Annotated in this window: 15 protein-coding genes; 7 read left to right on the forward strand and 8 right to left on the reverse strand. The window is 73.5% G+C overall.

The window, feature by feature from the left end; translation table 11 throughout:
- Positions 1 to 143: 143 nt before the first annotated feature.
- Positions 144 to 980, forward strand: coding sequence for a PspA/IM30 family protein (locus tag ACI78Z_RS04800; protein ID WP_457035382.1), 837 nt, complete (start codon positions 144 to 146; stop codon positions 978 to 980).
- Positions 981 to 1074: 94 nt separating this feature from the next.
- On the opposite strand, the gene ACI78Z_RS04805 is transcribed toward ACI78Z_RS04800, so the two are convergent.
- Positions 1075 to 1929 (reverse strand): DNA-formamidopyrimidine glycosylase family protein, encoded by an 855-nt coding sequence (locus ACI78Z_RS04805; protein ID WP_457035383.1) that lies wholly within the window; start codon positions 1927 to 1929, stop codon positions 1075 to 1077.
- 114 nt (positions 1930 to 2043) lie between these two features.
- Between ACI78Z_RS04805 and ACI78Z_RS04810 the strand changes: the two genes are divergently transcribed.
- Positions 2044 to 2640 carry an antibiotic biosynthesis monooxygenase gene (locus ACI78Z_RS04810; RefSeq protein WP_457035384.1) on the forward strand — a complete coding sequence of 199 codons (597 nt, stop codon included), beginning with the start codon at positions 2044 to 2046 and terminating at the stop codon, positions 2638 to 2640.
- 97 nt (positions 2641 to 2737) lie between these two features.
- Here the strand turns inward: ACI78Z_RS04810 and ACI78Z_RS04815 are convergent, their stop codons facing one another.
- Positions 2738 to 7345 carry an ATP-dependent helicase gene (locus tag ACI78Z_RS04815; RefSeq protein WP_457035385.1) on the reverse strand — a complete coding sequence of 1536 codons (4608 nt, stop codon included), beginning with the start codon at positions 7343 to 7345 and terminating at the stop codon, positions 2738 to 2740.
- Positions 7346 to 7432: 87 nt separating this feature from the next.
- Here ACI78Z_RS04815 and ACI78Z_RS04820 point away from each other — a divergent pair, with 87 nt between their 5' ends.
- From ACI78Z_RS04820 to ACI78Z_RS04840, 5 genes are all read left to right on the forward strand, one after another.
- A complete protein-coding gene (locus tag ACI78Z_RS04820) occupies positions 7433 to 8578 on the forward strand; it encodes an acyl-CoA dehydrogenase family protein (RefSeq protein ID WP_457035386.1) in 1146 nt (381 codons plus the stop codon).
- Between the two features lie 12 nt (positions 8579 to 8590).
- Complete coding sequence (locus ACI78Z_RS04825) at positions 8591 to 9868, forward strand: MFS transporter (protein ID WP_457035387.1); 1278 nt, start codon at positions 8591 to 8593, stop codon at positions 9866 to 9868.
- Positions 9869 to 10024: 156 nt separating this feature from the next.
- Positions 10025 to 10219 (forward strand): DUF3046 domain-containing protein, encoded by a 195-nt coding sequence (locus ACI78Z_RS04830; RefSeq protein WP_170856611.1) that lies wholly within the window; start codon positions 10025 to 10027, stop codon positions 10217 to 10219.
- 186 nt (positions 10220 to 10405) lie between these two features.
- The gene (recA, locus tag ACI78Z_RS04835) at positions 10406 to 11440 is read left to right on the forward strand and encodes a recombinase RecA (protein ID WP_457035388.1); all 1035 of its coding nucleotides are present in this window, start codon (positions 10406 to 10408) and stop codon (positions 11438 to 11440) included.
- 2 nt (positions 11441 to 11442) lie between these two features.
- The gene (locus ACI78Z_RS04840; RefSeq protein ID WP_457035389.1) at positions 11443 to 12108 is read left to right on the forward strand and encodes a regulatory protein RecX; all 666 of its coding nucleotides are present in this window, start codon (positions 11443 to 11445) and stop codon (positions 12106 to 12108) included.
- Between the two features lie 45 nt (positions 12109 to 12153).
- Here the strand turns inward: ACI78Z_RS04840 and ctaD are convergent, their stop codons facing one another.
- The 6 genes from ctaD to ACI78Z_RS04870 all read right to left on the reverse strand — a co-directional run bounded on the left by ctaD (position 12154) and on the right by ACI78Z_RS04870 (position 17832).
- Positions 12154 to 13914: an aa3-type cytochrome oxidase subunit I gene (gene ctaD, locus ACI78Z_RS04845; protein WP_457035390.1), complete on the reverse strand. Its 1761-nt coding sequence runs from the start codon at positions 13912 to 13914 to the stop codon at positions 12154 to 12156.
- A gap of 121 nt (positions 13915 to 14035) precedes the next feature.
- Positions 14036 to 14458, reverse strand: coding sequence for a hypothetical protein (locus ACI78Z_RS04850; protein WP_457035391.1), 423 nt, complete (start codon positions 14456 to 14458; stop codon positions 14036 to 14038).
- 57 nt (positions 14459 to 14515) lie between these two features.
- Positions 14516 to 15415 (reverse strand): amino acid ABC transporter permease, encoded by a 900-nt coding sequence (locus ACI78Z_RS04855; RefSeq protein ID WP_457035392.1) that lies wholly within the window; start codon positions 15413 to 15415, stop codon positions 14516 to 14518.
- Positions 15412 to 16062: an amino acid ABC transporter permease gene (locus ACI78Z_RS04860; protein ID WP_457035393.1), complete on the reverse strand. Its 651-nt coding sequence runs from the start codon at positions 16060 to 16062 to the stop codon at positions 15412 to 15414. The genes ACI78Z_RS04855 and ACI78Z_RS04860 overlap by 4 nt, the downstream gene beginning before the upstream one ends.
- Positions 16063 to 16153: 91 nt before the next feature.
- On the reverse strand, positions 16154 to 17047 hold the full coding sequence (locus ACI78Z_RS04865) for a glutamate ABC transporter substrate-binding protein (protein WP_457035394.1): 894 nt from the start codon (positions 17045 to 17047) through the stop codon (positions 16154 to 16156).
- A 29-nt stretch (positions 17048 to 17076) separates the two neighbouring features.
- Positions 17077 to 17832 carry an amino acid ABC transporter ATP-binding protein gene (locus ACI78Z_RS04870; RefSeq protein ID WP_457035395.1) on the reverse strand — a complete coding sequence of 252 codons (756 nt, stop codon included), beginning with the start codon at positions 17830 to 17832 and terminating at the stop codon, positions 17077 to 17079.
- Positions 17833 to 17890 lie beyond the last annotated feature (58 nt).

Consider the following 17890-nt stretch of genomic DNA (forward strand, 5'->3'; position numbering starts at 1 on the left):
GACCCTAGCGATCCGGACCGCCCCGTACCGCGCCGCTGGCCCACCCGCGGTCGCACCTGGGACGATGACGGGGACGACGATCACTGCGGTGCGCCGGACGGGTAGTCCCCTGGCGGACGACCGCTACCTGCGCAGGAGGACCGATGCCGAACCCGTTCGTGAAGCTGTGGAGGTACCTCACGGCCTCCGCCAACGCCAAGATCGACGAGAAGGCCGACCCGAAGATCCAGATCCAGCAGGCGATCGAGGCCGAGCAGCAGCGGCACCAGGCGCTGGCCAACCAGGCGGCCGCCGTGCTGGGCAACCAGCGGCAGCTGGAGATGCGGCTCAACCGGCAGCTCGGCGAGGTGGAGAAGCTGCAGGCCTCGGCGCGGCAGGCGTTGGTCCTGGCCGACCAGTCGCGCGCCGGCGGGGACGCAGCCAAGGCGGGGGAGTACGAGAACGCCGCGCAGGCCTTCGCCACCCAGCTGGTCGCTGCCGAGCAGGCGATGGAGGACCTCAAGCGCAGCCACGACGAGGCGCTGCAGGCCGCCGAGCAGGCGCGCGGCGCGGTCGAGCAGAGCCGGATGCGGCTGCAGACGACGCTGGCCGAGCGCACCAAGCTGATGAGCCAGCTCGAGCAGGCCAAGATGCAGGAGCACGTGGCGGCCTCGCTCAAGCAGGTCAACGAGCTCTCCGCGCCGGGCAACACCCCGAGCCTCTCCGAGGTGCGGGACAAGATCGAGGCCCGCTACGCCAACGCCCTGGGCCAGGCGGAGCTGGCGCAGACGTCGGTCGAGGGCCGGATGCTCGAGGTGCAGAAGGCGACCCTCGACGTCGCCGGCGCCTCCCGGCTGGACCAGATCCGCGCCTCGATGGGGAAGCCGGCGGTCACCGGGGGCCAGAACGCGACCGCGGCGCTGGAGGAGGGGACGCCGTCGGTGCCGACGTCGGCCGCGCAGCCGGCGGCCCAGCCTGCCGACCGCCCCGACCAGCAGTAGGAGCAGGACTCCCCGCTCTGTCCCCCTCGCCACCGGCAGGCTCGTGGCGACTTCTGGACGAGGCCGGCCGTGGCGGGGAGGGGGCCGCCGTCAGTCAGTGCGCGCCGGGCAGCGGCGGGGGGTGGTCGGGCTCGCCGGTCCGTGCCGCCGGGTCGACGGGGGCGTCGGTGGCCTGGCAGGTCGGGCACCAGTAGGTGATCCGCTCCTGAAGGTCCGGACCCTGGTCACCGCGCAGGATCGGCGTGCCGCAGCGGTAACAGGGACGGTCCTTGCGGCCGTAGACCCAGTGGTCCCGGCCGCGGCGCAGGTCGCCGGTGGTGCTCTGCTCCGGACGGTCGCGGTTGGCCAGCATCAGCGAGCGGGTCCGCTCGACCAGCCCCGGCAGGTCCTCGACGTCGGCGACCCGCATCCACGGGTGCACGCCGCAGACGAACAGGCCCTCGACCTTGTAGAGGTTGCCGGGGCCGCACAGGTTGCGCTGGTCGAGGATGGCCACGCCGATCTGCTCGTCGGGCTGCGCCTGCAGTCGGCGCAGCGCCTCGTCGAGGTCCCAGTCGGGGCCGAGGACGTCGGGGCCGAGGTGGCCGACGACCTGGTCCTCGTGCTCGGTGCGCACCATGGCGACGTCGTGCAGCCGGTATCCCACGCACTCCCACTCGTCGGTGGCGAGGACGGCGCGGATGGCGAAGGCCGGTCCGCCGCGCCACCGCGCCCCCTTCCGGTAGATGTGCCAGCTGCCGTCCATGCGGTAGTGGGTGCGCAGCGTCCAGCCGTCGGTGAAGCGGGTGAGCATGTGCTTGCCGCGCGGGACGACCTCGGACACGGTGCGGCCGGCGAGGTCGGTGGCCGCCAGCTGCGGCACGCGCAGCTCGCCGCGGCGCAGGGTGGCGCCGGCGAGGGCGGTGTGCATCCGCTTCGCGGCCAGCCAGACGGTGTCTCCCTCGGGCACGCGCTCCAGTGTCCCGCCTCGCCGGCCCCATCGCCGCGTCCGCCCTGCTCCGACGCGGTGCAGGTCACCCTCCGCCGCGGGAAGGCGGAGGTCCGGCTCGGTGCTGAGCCTGCCGTGCAGCGACGCGACGCAGCTCCGAACGCCCCGGTCACCGCACCCGAGGCGGTGGTCGCCGCCGCCGAGCCGGTGACGGTCACCGTCGCCCGCGACGTGCGCGCCGACCAGCGGGAGGCCTTCGAGGGATGGGCCGCCGAGGTGCTGGAGCTGGCCGCCCGGTTCCCGGGCAACCTGGGCACCAGCCTGCTGCGTCCCGGCCCGGGCTCGACGCGCTACCACCTGGTCTACCGGTTCGCCGACGGCGAGTCGCTGGCCCGCTGGGAGCGCTCGACCGAGCGGCAGGCCGCGCTGCAGCGCGTCGAGCACCTGACCGACCGGGTCGACTACGCACACGTGGCCGGCCTGGACAGCTTCTTCACGGCCCTGACCCCGTCGCGGCCGGGGCCCCGCTGGCGGCTGACGGTCCTCACCGTGGTCGCCGTCTTCGCCATCACGCTGGGCTTCCAGCTGCTGGTCGCCCCGTACGTGTCGGGGTGGCCGGTGCCGGCGCGGCTGCTGCTGTCGGCCGTCGTCGTGGTGGTGCTGCTCGGCTACGTCGTCATGCCGGCGCTGTCCCGCCTGTTCCGCCGCTGGCTGCACCCCTCCCGCGGCTGAGCACGGACCTCCCTGCCTCCGCCCCTCGTCGGAGGACCCCCGTCCTGCGCACCCTCGCATGCTCGTGGCGGGTGCCGGGAAGGTGCCGGCGCCGCTCTCAGGCGCGCACGCGCAGACCCCGGGGGGTGGCGGCGAAGCCGGCCGCCTGGAGGGCGGCCGACAGCGGGGTCGACTCGTGCACCGACGCGCCGTCGGCCTTCTGCACCACCATCCGGCCCAGCGCGCCGGCCGCGACCGCCCCGGACAGCGCCGTCGCGGCCTCCTTGAGCGCGGTCTCGTCCTCGGTCCAGGACAGCAGCGTCTTGCCGCCACGCTCGACGTAGAGCACCAGCTCGCCGTCGACCAGCACGACCAGCGCGCCGGCCTTCCGCCCGGCCCGGTGCCCCGCGCCGCGCCGTCCGCCTCCGGTGCCCTCACCCACGTCGACGGCGCCGGCCGCACCGCCGTCGTCCTCGCCGGTCGTGTTCCCGGGGCGCTCGGGCCACGGCAGGGCCGCGCCGTAGACGTTGGCCGGGTCGGTCGCCGCGAGCACCACCGCACCGCCGGGCACCCGGTCCGGCGAGGCGAAGCTGCGCAGCCGGTCGACCGACCCCGGGGTGCCGAACTGCGCGGCGCCGAGGGTCTCCACGAAGTAGCCGCGCCGGGCCCGGCCGTTCTCCTCGAACGCCCGCAGCACCGGGTAGACTGCGGAGAAGCCGCCGGCCACCTGCTCGGCCACCACCGCGCCGCGGGTGAGGACGCCGTGCCGTTCGAGCAACGCCTCGGCGCGGGCCGTTGTCCGCTTGGTGGCGTTGGCCTCGCGGTCGGGCAGCCGGGACCACCGGCCGGCCATCGTGGGCGGTCCGCTGCGGGTCGGCATGGCCGGCCGGCCGAGCCGGGTGCGGCCGTAGCGGCTGCGGTCCAGCCGGGCCCGGGGCGGGGCGGGCTGGCGCTTGTGCGTGCCGCCGCCGGAGAGGCTGGTGCGCAGCGGCGCCAGGGTGTCGTTGGTGAGCGCGCCGGACCAGACGAGGTCCCACACGAGGTCGGCGAAGGCGGCGTCGTCGGTGGAGCCGGCCAGGTCCGACAGCCCGCGGAAGAACAGCGCCTGCCCGCCGGCCAGGTGCTCGAGCACCGCGGGACCCGCCTCGGGCAGCTCCAGCGGCTCCGGCAGCAGCAGCGGTGCGAGGTCGGCCGGCACGAGGCTGACCCAGCCGTCGCCGCCGGGCAGCCCCCCGGCGCCGGCCCACAGCACCTCGCCGGCGCTGGTCAGCTCGTCGAGCATCGCGGGCGAGTAGTCGCGGACCCGGGCCGGCAACACCAGCGACTCCAGCGCGCTCGCCGGGACCAGCGCCCCGGCGAGCTGCTCGACCACCGCGAGGACGCCGTCCGGACCACGCATCCGGCTGCCCACCGACTGCCAGGACGGCGTGAACCGGGCCAGGGTGTCGACCGGCACCGGCTCGACCTCCTGGCGCAGGCGGGCCAGGCTGCGCCGGCGGACCGACCGGAGCACGTCGGCGTCGCACCACTCCTGGCCGGTACCGCCGGGGCGGAACTCCCCGGTGACCAACCGGCCGGTGCCAACCAGCCGCTGCACCGTGGCCACCACCACCGCGACGCCCAGCCCCAGCCGCTGTGCCACCTCACCGGGCTGGAAGGGGCCGTGCGTCCGGGCGTAGCGGCCGACGAGGTCGCCGAGCGGGTCGGGCACCGGCTCGGTGAAGACCTCGGGCACCCCCACCGGCAGGGCGGTGCCGAGGGCGTCGCGCAACCGGCCGGCGTCCTCGATCGCCACGTACCGCTCCTCGCCGGCGATGCGCACCACCAGCGCGCGGCGGGCGGCCACCAGCTCGTCCAGCCACTCCTGGCTCAGGCCGCGCGCGGCGGCTTCGGCCGGGGTGAGGTCACCGACGATCCGCAGCAGGTCCGCCGCGCCGTCGGGATCGCGCGGGTGCCGTTCGGCGGGCAGTCGCTGCAGCTCGGTCTCGACCTCGGTGAGCGCCTCGGCGTCGAGCAGCTCCCGCAGCTCCGAGCGGCCGAGCAGCTCGGCGAGCAGTCCGGTGTCGAGCGCGAGCGCGTGCGCCCGCCGCTCGGCCAGCGGGGCGTCGCCCTCGTAGAGGAACTGCCCGACGTAGCCGAACAGCAGCGACTGGGCGAACGGGGAGGCCGCCTGGGTCTGCACGTCGACCACCCGCACCCGGCGGGAGCGGACGTCGCGCATCAGCTCCACCAGGCCGGGCACGTCGTAGACGTCCTGCAGCACCTCGCGGGCGGCCTCGAGGGTGATGGGGAAGCTGGAGAACTCGCTGGCCACCGAGAGCAGCTGGGCGGCGCGCTGCCGCTGCTGCCACAGCGGCGTGCGTCGGCGCGGGTCGCGGCGGGGGAGCAGCAGCGCCCGCGCCGCGCACTCGCGGAACCGGCTCGCGAACAGCGCCGAGCTGCCCACCTCGGCGGTCACCTCGCGCTCGACGTCATCGGGGTCGAGGACGGCGAGGTCGGCCTCCGGCGGCTCCCCGGTGGTGTCGGGCAGGCGCAGCACGATGCCGTCGTCGGAGTGCATCGAGGCGACGTCCACGCCGTAGCGCTCCCGCAGCCGGGCGGCGAGCACCAGCGCCCACGGGGCGTTGACCTGGGCGCCGAAGGGGGAGTGGACGACCAGCCGCCAGTCGCCGAGCTCGTCGCGGAAGCGCTCCACCAGCAGCGTCCGGTCGTCGGGCAGGTGCCCCGTGACCTGCTTCTGCTCGGCGAGGTAGGCCAGCAGGTTGGCCGCGCCCCAGTCATCGAGCCCGGCGGCACGGGCGCGGTCGAGCCCGGCCTCGGGCGTCGCGTTGCCGACCTCGCGGAGGAAGGCGCCGAGCGCGCGGCCCAGTTCCAGCGGGCGGCCGGGCGCGTCGCCGTGCCAGAACGGCATCTTCCCGGGCTGCCCGGGCGCCGGGCTGACCAGCACGCGGTCGTGGGTGATCTCCTCGATGCGCCAGGACGACGAGCCGAGGAGGAAGACGTCGCCGACCCGCGACTCGTAGACCATCTCCTCGTCCAGCTCACCCACGCGGCGGCCGCCGCGGCTGTCCTCGCCGCCGACGAGGAAGACGCCGAACAGGCCCCGGTCGGGGATGGTGCCGCCGCTGGTGACGGCCAGCCGCTGGGCGCCACCGCGGGCGGTGAGCGTGTCGGTGACCCGGTCCCACGTCAGCCGCGGCCGCAGCTCGGCGAAGGCGTCGGACGGGTAGCGGCCGGCCAGCATGTCGAGCACCGCGTGCAGCGCGGAGTCCGGGAGCGAGGCGAACGGCGCGGACCGGCGGACCAGCGCGGCGACCTCGTCGACCGTCCGCGGCCGCTCGGAGACGATGGCGACCACCTGCTGGGCCAGCACGTCCAGCGGGTTGCGCAGGTAGCGGATGGACTCGATCGCCCCGGCCTTCATCCGCTCGGCGACCAGCGCACACTGCACCAGGTCGCCGCGGTACTTCGGGAACAGCACGCCCCGGCTCACCGCCCCCACCTGGTGGCCGGCACGACCCACCCGCTGGAGGCCCGAGGCGACGGTGGGCGGCGCCTCGACCTGGACGACCAGGTCGACCGCGCCCATGTCGATGCCCAGCTCCAGGCTCGAGGTGGCCACCACCGCCGGCAGCCGCCCGGACTTCAGGGCCTCCTCCACGATCGCCCGCTGCTCGCGGGACACCGAGCCGTGGTGGGCGGCGGCCACCGGCTGGACGCCGTCGGGCACGCCGCCGCCGGAGCCGGCCTGCGCCATGAGCGCGGCGGCGTTGGTGCCCGGCGGCACCGGCTCCCCGGTCGCCCGCTCGTAGGCCAGCTCGTTGAGCCGGCTGGTCAGCCGCTCGGCCAGCCGCCGGGAGTTGGCGAACACGATCGTGCTGCGGTGGGCTCCCACGAGGTCGAGCACGCGCTCCTCGACCGCCGGCCAGATCGACGTCCGCGGCTGGTCGCCCGCCGCCGAGCCGTCGAGCTCCCCGGTGGGCTGACCCAGGGTGCTCATGTCCTCGACCGGGACGACGACCGAGAGGTCCCACTCCTTGGCCGACCCGGGGGCGACGACCTCCACCGGGCGACCGCCGGCGAGGAACGTGGCCACCTCCTCGACGGGCCGCACGGTCGCCGACAGGCCGATCCGCTGCGCCGGGCGCTCCAGCAGCTCGTCGAGCCGGTCGAGGGAGACGGCCAGGTGGGCGCCGCGCTTGGTGTCGGCCACCGCGTGCACCTCGTCGACGATCACCGTCTCGACACCGCGCAGCGCCTCGCGCGCGGAACTGGTGAGCAGCAGGAACAGCGACTCCGGCGTGGTGATCAGGATGTCGGTGGGCCGCCGGGCGAAGGCGCGCCGCTCCTCGGCGGGGGTGTCGCCGGACCGGGTGCCCACCCGGATGTCCGGGCGCGGCAGGCCCAGCCGCGCCGCGGCCTGTCCGATGCCGGCCAGGGGAGCGCGCAGGTTGCGCTCGACGTCGACGGCCAGCGCCTTCAGCGGCGAGACGTAGAGGACCCGGCAGCGGGCCTGCTCGTCGGCCGGCGGCGGGGTGCCGGCCAGCCGGTCCAGCGACCAGAGGAAGGCGGCGAGGGTCTTGCCCGAGCCGGTGGGGGCCACGACGAGGGCGTGGCCCCCGCTGCTGATGGCCTGCCAGGCGCCCTCCTGCGCGGCGGTGGGCTCGGCGAAGGCGCCGGTGAACCACGCCCGGGTGGGCTCGGAGAACCGGTCGAGGGCGGGCACGGCTCCCAGTGTCCACAGGGGTACGACACTCCGCTGACCTGCGCGGGACCGACCGGGCCCGACCTGGTGTGCGGCACACTGACCGCCATGCGCCGATCCCTGTACGAGGCCGAGCACGAGGACTTCCGGGGGACCGTCCGCGCCTGGGCCGAGAAGCACGTCGTCCCCTTCCACGACCAGTGGGAGCGCGACGGCATCGTGCCCCGCGAGGTGTGGACCTCGGCGGGCGCGCAGGGCCTGCTCGGCACCGACATGGACGAGCGGTACGGCGGTGGGGGCGTGCGCGACTTCCGCTACCAGGCGGTCCTCGACGAGGAGCTCATGCGGATCGGCGCCACCGGCCTGGGCTTCGGCCTGCACAACGACGTCGCCGGGCCCTACCTGCGCGACCTCGGCACCGAGGAGCAGAAGCAGCGCTGGCTGCCCGGGTTCTGCAGCGGTGAGCTCATCACCGCCATCGCGATGACCGAGCCGGCGGCCGGCAGCGACCTGCAGGGCATCCGGACGACGGCCCGCCGCGACGGCGACGCGTGGCTGCTCACCGGCTCCAAGACCTTCATCACCAACGGCATCAACGCCGACCTGGTCATCGTCGTGGCCCGCACCGACCCCGACGCGCCCGGCTCGCGCGGGCTGAGCCTCCTGGTCGTCGAGCGGGACATGCCCGGCTTCACCCGGGGCCGCAACCTCGCCAAGATCGGGCTCAAGGCGCAGGACACCGCGGAGCTGTACTTCGACGACGTGCGGGTGCCGGCCGAGAACCTGCTGGGCACGGAGAACCGCGGCTTCGCGCACCTGATGGAGAACCTGCCGCAGGAACGGCTGTCGATCGCCGTCGGTGCGGTGGCCGCGGCCGAGACCGTCCTGGCCCAGACCATCGAGTACGTCACCGGGCGCACCGCCTTCGGCCGGCCGGTGGGCAGCTTCCAGAACAGCCGGTTCGTCCTGGCCGAGCTCCACACCGAGGTCACCATCGCCCGCACCTTCGTCGACGAGTGCGTGCGGCAGCTCGACGACGGCGAGCTCACCCCGGTGGACGCCGCGATGGCCAAGTACTGGACGACGGAGCTGCAGAACAAGGTGGCCGACCGCTGCCTGCAGCTGCACGGCGGCTACGGCTACATGGACGAGTACCCGGTCTCGAAGGCCTGGCGGGACGCGCGCATCCAGCCCATCTACGGCGGCACCAACGAGATCATGCGGGAGATCGTCGGCCGCTCGCTGGGCCTGTAGGCGGGCCGGGCCGTGACCGCGCAGACCCGGACGGCCGACCCGGCCGCCGTCCAGCGCCGGACCCTCGGCGTGCTCAGCGGGGGAGTCGCCCTGAGCGGGCTCGGCATCACGGTGGGCATCACCGTCGGCGGCCTCCTCGCCCGCGACGTGGCCGGCACTGAGACCGCGGCCGGTCTCGGCCAGACGGCCGGCGTGCTCGGCGCCGCCGTCCTCGCCGTGCCGCTGGCGCAGATCAGCGACCGTGCCGGGCGGCGAGCCGGGCTGGCGGCCGGGTACGCCGTCGCCGTCCTCGGGTCGCTGGTCACCGTGGTGGCGGCGATCCTCTCCTCCCTCCCGCTGCTGCTCGCCGGCCTGTTCGCCTTCGGCGCGGCCACCGCCTGCGGCCTGCAGGCCCGCTACGCCGCGGCCGACCTCGCCACCCCGGAGCACCGGGGGCGGGCGCTCTCCCTGGTGGTGTGGGCGACCACGGTCGGCTCGGTGCTCGGCCCGAACCTCGCCGGCCCCGGCGAGGCGCTCGGCGAGGTCCTCGGACTGCCGCCGCTCACCGGCTCCTTCGCCATCTCCGTGGCCGTCTTCGCCGTGGTCGCGCTGGGCCTGCTGGCCCTGCTGCGGCCGGACCCGCTGCTCATGGCCCGCCGGCTGCGCGGCGCGGGGGTGGACGCCGGCCGGCCCCGACGGGCGACCACGGCCGCCGTCCGCACGGTCTGGGCCGACCCCCGCGGCCGGCTGGGCCTCGCCGCGGTCGTGGTCTCCCACGCCGTGATGGTCGGCGTGATGGTGATGACGCCGGTCCACATGGGCCATGACGGCGGGACGACCCTGCGCGTCATCGGCCTGGTCATCAGCGTGCACGTCGCGGGGATGTACCTCTTCTCGCCGCTGGTCGGGATGCTGGCCGACCGGGCCGGACGGCGGGCGACCGTGGCCGTGGGGGCGGGCCTGCTGCTGGCGGCGGCCCTGCTCGCGGGGACGGCGCCCCCGAGGGCGGCGCTGCAGCTCGGCGCCGGGCTGCTGCTGCTCGGACTCGGCTGGTCCTGCGGACTGATCGCCGGCTCCACGCTGGTCACCGAGGCGGTCGCCGAGGGGCAGCGGCCGGCGGCGCAGGGCGGCACCGACCTGCTCATGGGCCTCGGCGCCGCGGTCGCCGGCGTGGCGGGGGGCCCGCTGCTCGCCCTCGGCGGCTACGGGCTGGTCGCGACGGTCTCGGCCGCGCTCGTGCTGCCGCTGCTGCTGGTGTGGGCGCGCACCGGCCGTCGCCGGGGAGCGGTGAGGGCTCAGCGCCCCCGGTAGTTGCGCCAGAGCAGGACCAGCGAGAGCAGGAGCGCCAGGGCTATCCCGATCTCCAGGACGAGGTCCAGGGTGTCGGAGCCGGTACCGATCACCGCCCCAGCGTAGGAGCCGGACGGCCTGAGCCGGACCCTCCGGGTGCGCGCTAGCGTCGAGGGCGTGCGACTGCAGGATTTCTGGTCCCGGCTCCGCGAGCAGTTCGGTTCGATGCGCGCCGAGAGCGTGGCCCGCGACCACGTCTTCTCCTCGCTGGGCGGTCGCAGCGCCGTCGAGGCGATCGAGGCCGGCCTGCCGGTGCGGCGCGTGTGGCTGGCGATCTGCGAGGAGTTCGACGTGCCGCGCAAGGAGCGCTGAGTCGCAGGAGCGGCGTGTCACGCTGGCAGTCGAACACACGTTCGGGCTAGATTGGGTGCCGCAGTCCACAGGCCGGGCGTTCCTCCACAGGTCGGCCGGATCCCCCGGAAGTGTCAGACCCCCGCTCTAGCGTCGACACCGACCCGCTCGAACACACGGCATCGCGACTTCCCGAAGGTGAGCACCATGGCAACGCTCGACCGCGACAAGGCCCTCGACATGGCCCTCGCCCAGATCGACAAGCAGTTCGGCAAGGGCTCGGTCATGCGGCTGGGCGACAACGCCGCGCAGGCGATCAAGGTCATCCCGACCGGCTCCATCGCCCTCGACATCGCCCTCGGCATCGGTGGCCTGCCGCGCGGCCGCGTCATCGAGGTGTACGGCCCCGAGGCATCCGGCAAGACGACGGTCGCCCTGCACGCGGTGGCCAACGCCCAGGCCGCCGGCGGCATCGCGGCGTTCATCGACGCCGAGCACGCGCTGGACCCCGAGTACGCCCGGGCGATCGGCGTCGACACCGACGCGCTGCTGGTCAGCCAGCCCGACACCGGTGAGCAGGCGCTGGAGATCGCCGACATGCTCATCCGCTCCGGCGCGCTCGACGTCATCGTCATCGACTCGGTGGCCGCCCTCGTGCCCCGCGCCGAGATCGAGGGCGAGATGGGTGACAGCCACGTCGGTCTGCAGGCCCGGCTGATGAGCCAGGCGCTCCGCAAGATCACCGGTGCGCTGAACAACTCCGGCACCACCGCGATCTTCATCAACCAGCTGCGCGAGAAGGTCGGCGTGGTCTACGGCTCGCCGGAGGTCACCACCGGTGGCCGCGCGCTGAAGTTCTACTCGTCGGTCCGGCTCGACGTCCGCCGTATCGAGACCCTCAAGCAGGGCACCGAGGCGGTCGGCAGCCGTGTCCGCGTGAAGATCGTCAAGAACAAGGTGGCCGCGCCGTTCAAGCAGGCCGAGCTCGACCTGCTGTGGGGTCAGGGCTTCAGCCGTGAGGGCGGCCTGATCGACGCCGGCGTCGAGCAGGGCTTCATCCGCAAGTCCGGCGCCTGGTACACGTACGAGGGCGACCAGCTCGGCCAGGGCAAGGAGAACGTCCGCACGTTCCTGCGCGACAACCCCGACCTCGCCGACGAGATCGAGAAGAAGGTCAAGGAGAAGCTCGGCATCGGCGCGAAGCTGGATGAGCCGGCCGCGGCCGACCAGCCCGACTTCTGACGGTGGGCGGCTGGCCCGAGGCCCGGGAGCGCTCGGCTCCCGGACGCCGACGCGGTCGGCGCTCCGGTTCGTCCCCTGACCCGGACGGTCCGGACGCCGCCCCGCCAGCCGGTGGCCCGCACCCCGAGGACGACCCGGGCGATCCCGAGCAGGTCGCCCGGTCGATCTGCCTGCGGGCGCTGACCGGCGCACCCAAGACCCGTCAGCAGCTGGCCGACCTCCTCGCCAGGCGTGGGATCCCCGACGACGTCGCCGAGCTGGTCCTGGACCGCTTCGGCGAGGTCGGGCTCATCGACGACGCCGCCTTCGCCCGGGCCTGGGTGACCTCACGTCAGACCGGGCGCGGTCTGGCCCGGCGCGCACTCAAGGCGGAGCTGCGCGCCAAGGGCGTCGACGGCGAGGTCGCCGAGGAAGCGGTCGCGCTCGTCGACGACCAGGACGAGTGGGACGCCGCCCGCCGCCTCGTGCAGCGCCGGCTGCCCGGGCTGCGGCGGGTCGACCGGGTCACCGCCGAGCGCCGGCTGGTGGGCATGCTCGCCCGCAAGGGCTACGGCTCCGGACTGGCCGCCTGGGTGATCCGGGAGGCCCTCGACGAGGACCGGACCGGCGGGGACGCCGAGGAGCCGGGTGCGCACGACGAGCCGGGCCTGGACGCATACCTGCCCTGACCGGGCGCCCGCGCGTCCCGTGGGGAGCCTGCAGGGGGTCGGTGCTCAGGTCGGGTCGGGGTCCCGGCTGCCCTGCCGCGGACCTGCGCTCAGGCCGACGTCGCTCACGCCGGCGTAGGGCTCGTGCCGCTTCCCGACGTGCTTCTCCTGCTCCAGGCGGTCGATGAGGTGCGGGTAGTGCGCCTCGAACGCCGGCCGCTCGGAGCGGATCTTCGGGATCTCGGTGAAGTTGTGCCGCGGCGGCGGGGACGACGTCGCCCACTCCAGCGAGTTCCCATGCCCCCAGGGGTCGTCCCGCAGCGCCAGGGGGCCGTAGCGCCACGAGTGCACGACGTTGTACAGGAACGGGATGATCGAGGCGCCGAGGACGAACGAGAAGATCGTCGACACGGTGTTCAGCGTGGTGAAGCCGTCGGTGGGCAGGTAGTTGACATAGCGCCGCGGGAAGCCCTCGGCGCCGAGCCAGTGCTGCACCAGGAACGTGCCGTGGAAGCCGATGAACGTCATCCAGAACTGCAGCTTCCCGAGCCGCTCGTCCATCATCCGGCCGCACATCTTGGGGAACCAGAAGTACATGCCGCCGTACGCGGCGAACACGACGGTGCCGAAGACCACGTAGTGGAAGTGGGCCACGACGAAGTAGCTGTCGTTGACGTGCCAGTCCAGCGGCGGTGAGGCCAGCAGCACACCGGTGAGGCCGCCGAGCAGGAAGGTCACCATGAACCCGACGGCGAACAGCATCGGGGTCTCGAAGGTGAGCTGGCCGCGCCACATGGTGCCGATCCAGTTGAAGAACTTGATCCCCGTGGGCACCGCGATCAGGTAGGTCAGGAACGCGAAGAACGGCAGCAGCACCGCGCCGGTCGCGTACATGTGGTGCGCCCACACGGTGAACGACAGGAAGGCGATCGCGATGAGCGCGAAGATCATCCCCTTGTAGCCGAACAGCGGCTTGCGGCTGAACACCGGGACGATCTCGCTGATGATCGCGAAGAACGGCAGCGCGATGATGTAGACCTCGGGGTGGCCGAAGAACCAGAAGAGGTGCTGCCACACCATCGGGCCGCCGTTCTCCTCCGAGTACACGAGGGCACCCAGCTGCCGGTCGGCGAGCAGCGCCATCAGCGCCGCGGTGAGGATGGGGAACGCGACCAGGATCAGGAGGGTCGTGACCAGCGTGCCCCAGCAGAAGATCGACATCCGGAACATCGTCATGCCCGGCGCCCGCAGGCAGACGATCGTGGTGAGGAAGTTGACCGCGCCGAGGATCGTGCCCAGGCCACTGACCGCGAGCCCCGTGATCCACATGTCCGCCCCGACCCCGGGGCTGTGGGTCACGTCGGACAGCGGCGTGTAGGCGTACCAGCCGAAGTCCGCGGCGCCACTCGGGGTGAGGAAACCGCCGGCCGCGAGCATCGAGCCGAACAGGAACAGCCAGTAGGAGAAGGCGTTCAGCCGGGGGAAGGCGACGTCCGGCGCGCCGATCTGCAGCGGCATGATCAGGTTGCCGAACGCGAAGAACAGCGGCGTCGCGAAGAACAGCAGCATCACCGTGCCGTGCATGGTGAACAGCTGGTTGTACTGCTCCGGCGACAGGAACTGCAGGCCGGGCCGGGCCAGCTCGCCGCGCATGAGCATCGCCATGAGACCGCCGACGAGGAACCACGCGAACGCCGTCGCCGTGTACATCAGGCCGATGGTCTTGTGGTCGGTGGTCCGCAGCAGGCTGAGGAAGCGTGAGCCTCTGGCCACCGGTGCAGCCGCGCTCGGCCGGGAGACGATCGGATGCGGGGCCAGAGCGGTCATCGGGGCTCCCAGGGACCGGCAGCGCCCCACGGGCTCGGGAGCGCCAGACCCATGGTGGACCCGAGGGTGCGACCCAGGGAAGCAGGAATCCCCTGCTGTGCCTGCCCGGCGCGGGAGCGGGTCAGCCGGTGGTGCGCGCGGCCGCCGACCAGGCGGTCACGTCGACGGCGACGCCGTCCGGAGCCTCGTCGTCGGCGACCAGCCAGCTGCCCTCGCTGCCGAGCCCGGAGGACAGCCACGCTCGGATCTGCAGGTCGAAGGCCCGCTCGGGGGCAGCGGCCGCCGAGCTCACCGGCCCCAGGAAGGTCAGGTCGGTCTCCTCGCCGCCGGCGAAGCGGAGCACCACCCGGCAGCGCGACCGCCGGTGCCGGGCCGGCGGCACGACCTCGCGCACGACGGCCGTGGCGGCGCCCGCGGCGGAGGCCAGTGAGGACGCGGAGGCGCGCAGCCGGGTCACGAACTCCTGCGCGGCGTCCATGGGCGCCGCCGGGCGGCGCACCGGCGCCGGGAGCGGGGGCACGGCGGGGCGGAGGGCGGTGTCCACTCCTGCGCTATCGGCAGGCGCGGCCTCGGCTGTGACCGGCCCGTCCCGCCCCGCCGGTCAGGCCCCGCCGCCCACCGGCACCCGGCTGTCCTCGTCGGCGGTTGCTCCGGCCCGGCCCGCGGTCCGCGTCTGCCGGCTCTCGAGGTACTGCGCCAGCCGGCCGAGGGCGTAGTTGATCGCGATGTAGATCAGTGCGACGACGACGAACGTCTGGATCGGGTTGTCCAGGTTGCGGCGGATGCTCTCGCCCTGGCTCAGCAGCTCGTCGTAGTTGGCCACGAAGGTCACCAGCGAGGTGTCCTTGAGCACCACCACGAGCTGGCTGATGATCGCCGGCAGCATGACGCGGAAGGCCTGCGGCAGCAGCACGAGGCGCATCGCCTGGCCATTGGTGAGCCCGGTCGCCAGCGCCGCCTCCCGCTGACCACGGGGCAGCGACTCGACACCGGCCCGCACCACCTCGGCGAAGATCACCATGTTGTAGGCGGTCAGGCCGATGACGAGGCCCCAGAACGTCTGCCCGCCTGGCAGCTGCTCGAGCGGGACGCCGACGTCGTCCAGCACGCGGGCGCCGAAGTAGACGAGCACCACGACCGGCAGCCCACGGAACAACTCGACCAGGCCGATCAGCGGGATGCGCCCGGCGCGGCCGAGTGAGAGCCGGGCCACGGCGATCAGCGTCCCGAGCACGATCGACAGCGTCATCGCCACGGCCGCGGCCCTGAGCGTGTTGACCACGCCCTCGCCGAGCAGCTGCCACACGGGCTCGAAGGCCTCGTTGGAGGGGTCGACGAGCGGGCCCCACTTCTCCATCGAGAACTCACCCTGGGCGGCCAGGCGACGGACGACCAGGAACGCCAGCCCGGCCAGGGCCAGCAGGGCCACCACGGTGGCGATGCGGGTGCGGCGCCGGGCGCGCGGGCCCTGGGCGTCGTACAGCACGGACGTCTGGCTCATCGGGCGATCGCCACCCTCCGCTCGATGACCTGCAACAGCGCCCCGGCCGGCAGCGTGATGCAGAGGTAGCCGATGGCGACCCCGATGAAGACCGGCAGCGTCTCGTACCCGCGGGCGCTGGTGAGGGTCTGCCCGGTGCTCCACAGGTCGCCGCCGACCCCGAAGGCGCCCACGACCGCGGAGTTCTTCATCATGGCGATGACGACGCTGCCCAGCGGCGGGACGACGGTGCGCAGCGCCTGCGGGAGCACCACGAAGCGCAGCCCCTGGGTGAAGTTCAGCCCGATCGAGCGGGCGGCCTCGGCCTGGCCGGCGGGTACCGAGTTGATGCCGGACCGGATCGCCTCGCAGACGAAGGCGGAGGTGTAGAGCACCAGCCCGAGCACGCCGAAGAAGAAGAACGTGCGGTTGATGCCGAGCTCGGGCAGGCCGAACGCGCATGCGAACAGGACGACCGACAGCGGGGTGTTGCGGAAGGTCGTCACCCAGAAGGTCCCGAACGTCTGCAGCGGCGGCACGGGGGAGACGCGGCAGGCCGCGATCAGCAGGCCGAGCACCAGGGACCCGACGAGCGCCACCAGGATGATCTGCAGCGACGTCAGGTACCCCTCGACGAACAGGCCGAGGTTGTCGGTCACCGCGTCCACGCGCGCTCGCTCTCGGTCGGGTGGTCGGGGGTCAGGGGGTCGGGACCGCGGCCGGCCGGACGTCGCCGGCCGGCCGCGGTCCCGGGACGGGTCAGGAGCAGGGCGCGGGCTCGGGCAGGGTGGGCGTCTCGGCGCCCTCGACCTGGCCGGCGGTGGACTCCCACGCCTCGGTGTAGGCCTCCTCGTTCGCCGCGAGGGTCTCGTTGATGAACTCGCAGAAGGCGACGTCGCCCTTGGCGATGCCGATGCCGTAGGGCTCCTCGGTGAACTGCTCACCGACGAGCTTGAAGGCGCCGTCGGACTCCGAGACGAAGCCCAGCAGGATGACGTTGTCGGTGGTGACGGCGTCGACCTGGCCGTTGCCCAGCGCGTCCGCGCACTGCGAGTACTCCTCGAACAGCACCAGCTGCCCGTCGTTGGCCAGGTACTGCCGGATGTTCTCCGACGGCGTCGACCCGGTGACCGAGCAGACCGTGGCGTCGGGGTTGTCGCGGAAGGACTCCGGCCCGGTGATCGTGTCGTTGTCCGAGGCAACCATGATCTGCTGGCCGGCCACGTAGTACGGCCCGGCGAAGGAGACCCGCTCCTTGCGCTGGTCGTTGATCGTGTACGTGGCGACGACCATGTCGACCTCGTCGCCCTCGAGGACCTCCTCGCGCACGGCCGACGGCGTCTCGACGAACTCGATGTCCTCGGGCGCGATGCCCAGACCACCGGCGATGATCTTGGCGATCTCGACGTCGAAGCCCTCGACCTCGCCCGACAGGTTCTCCAGGCCGAAGCCGGGCTGGTCGAACTTGGTGCCGACCGTGATCGTGCCCTGCTCGGCGAGCTCGGCCATCGTCGTCCCGGGCTCGAACTCGGGGGCCTCGGCGACCGACGGCTCGGCGGCGGTCTCCTCGCCCTCGTCACCGCCGCCGCAGGCGGTCAGGACGAGAGCGGCGACGGCGACCGTGGCCGCCAGGGTCGTGCGGCGGGTCCTCATGTGCGGGTCCTTCCGATCGGGGAACGCGGTCAGTGGGTGAGGATCTTGGACAGGAAGTCCTTGGCCCGCTCGGACTGCGGACGGGTGAAGAAGGTCTCGGGGTCGGCGGACTCGACGATCCGGCCGCCGTCCATGAACACGACCCGGTTGGCCGCCCGGCGGGCGAAGCCCATCTCGTGGGTGACGACGACCATCGTCATGCCGTCGCGGGCCAGCGAGGTCATCACGTCGAGGACCTCGTTGATCATCTCCGGGTCCAGCGCGGAGGTCGGCTCGTCGAAGAGCATCACCTTCGGGTCCATCGCCAGCGCGCGGGCGATGGCGACGCGCTGCTGCTGGCCGCCGGACAGCTGGGCGGGGTACTTGTCGGCCTGCGTCCCGACGCCCACCCGGTCGAGGAGCTCGCGGGCCCGCTGCTCGGCCTCACCCCTGGACTTCCTGCGCACCTTGACCGGGCCGAGGGTCACGTTCTCCAGCACGGTCTTGTGCGCGAAGAGGTTGAAGCTCTGGAAGACCATGCCCACGTCGGCCCGCAGCCGGGCCAGCTCCCTGCCCTCCGCAGGCAGCCGCTGGCCGTCGATGGTGATCTCACCCGCGTCGATCGGCTCCAGGCGGTTGATCGTGCGGCACAGCGTCGACTTCCCGGACCCCGACGGCCCGATGACGACGACGACCTCGCCGCGGTCGATCGACAGGTCGATGTCCTGCAGCACGTGCAGGTGGCCGAACCACTTGTCGACCCCGGACAGGCGGACGAGAGGCTCTCCGGCGGTACGGCTGGTCACCCGGGGAACCCTAGAGGCGGCGGACGACGGCATCCGCCCCGCGCGATCACGAAGGCGT

The organism is Geodermatophilus sp. SYSU D01176, assembly GCF_054050015.1.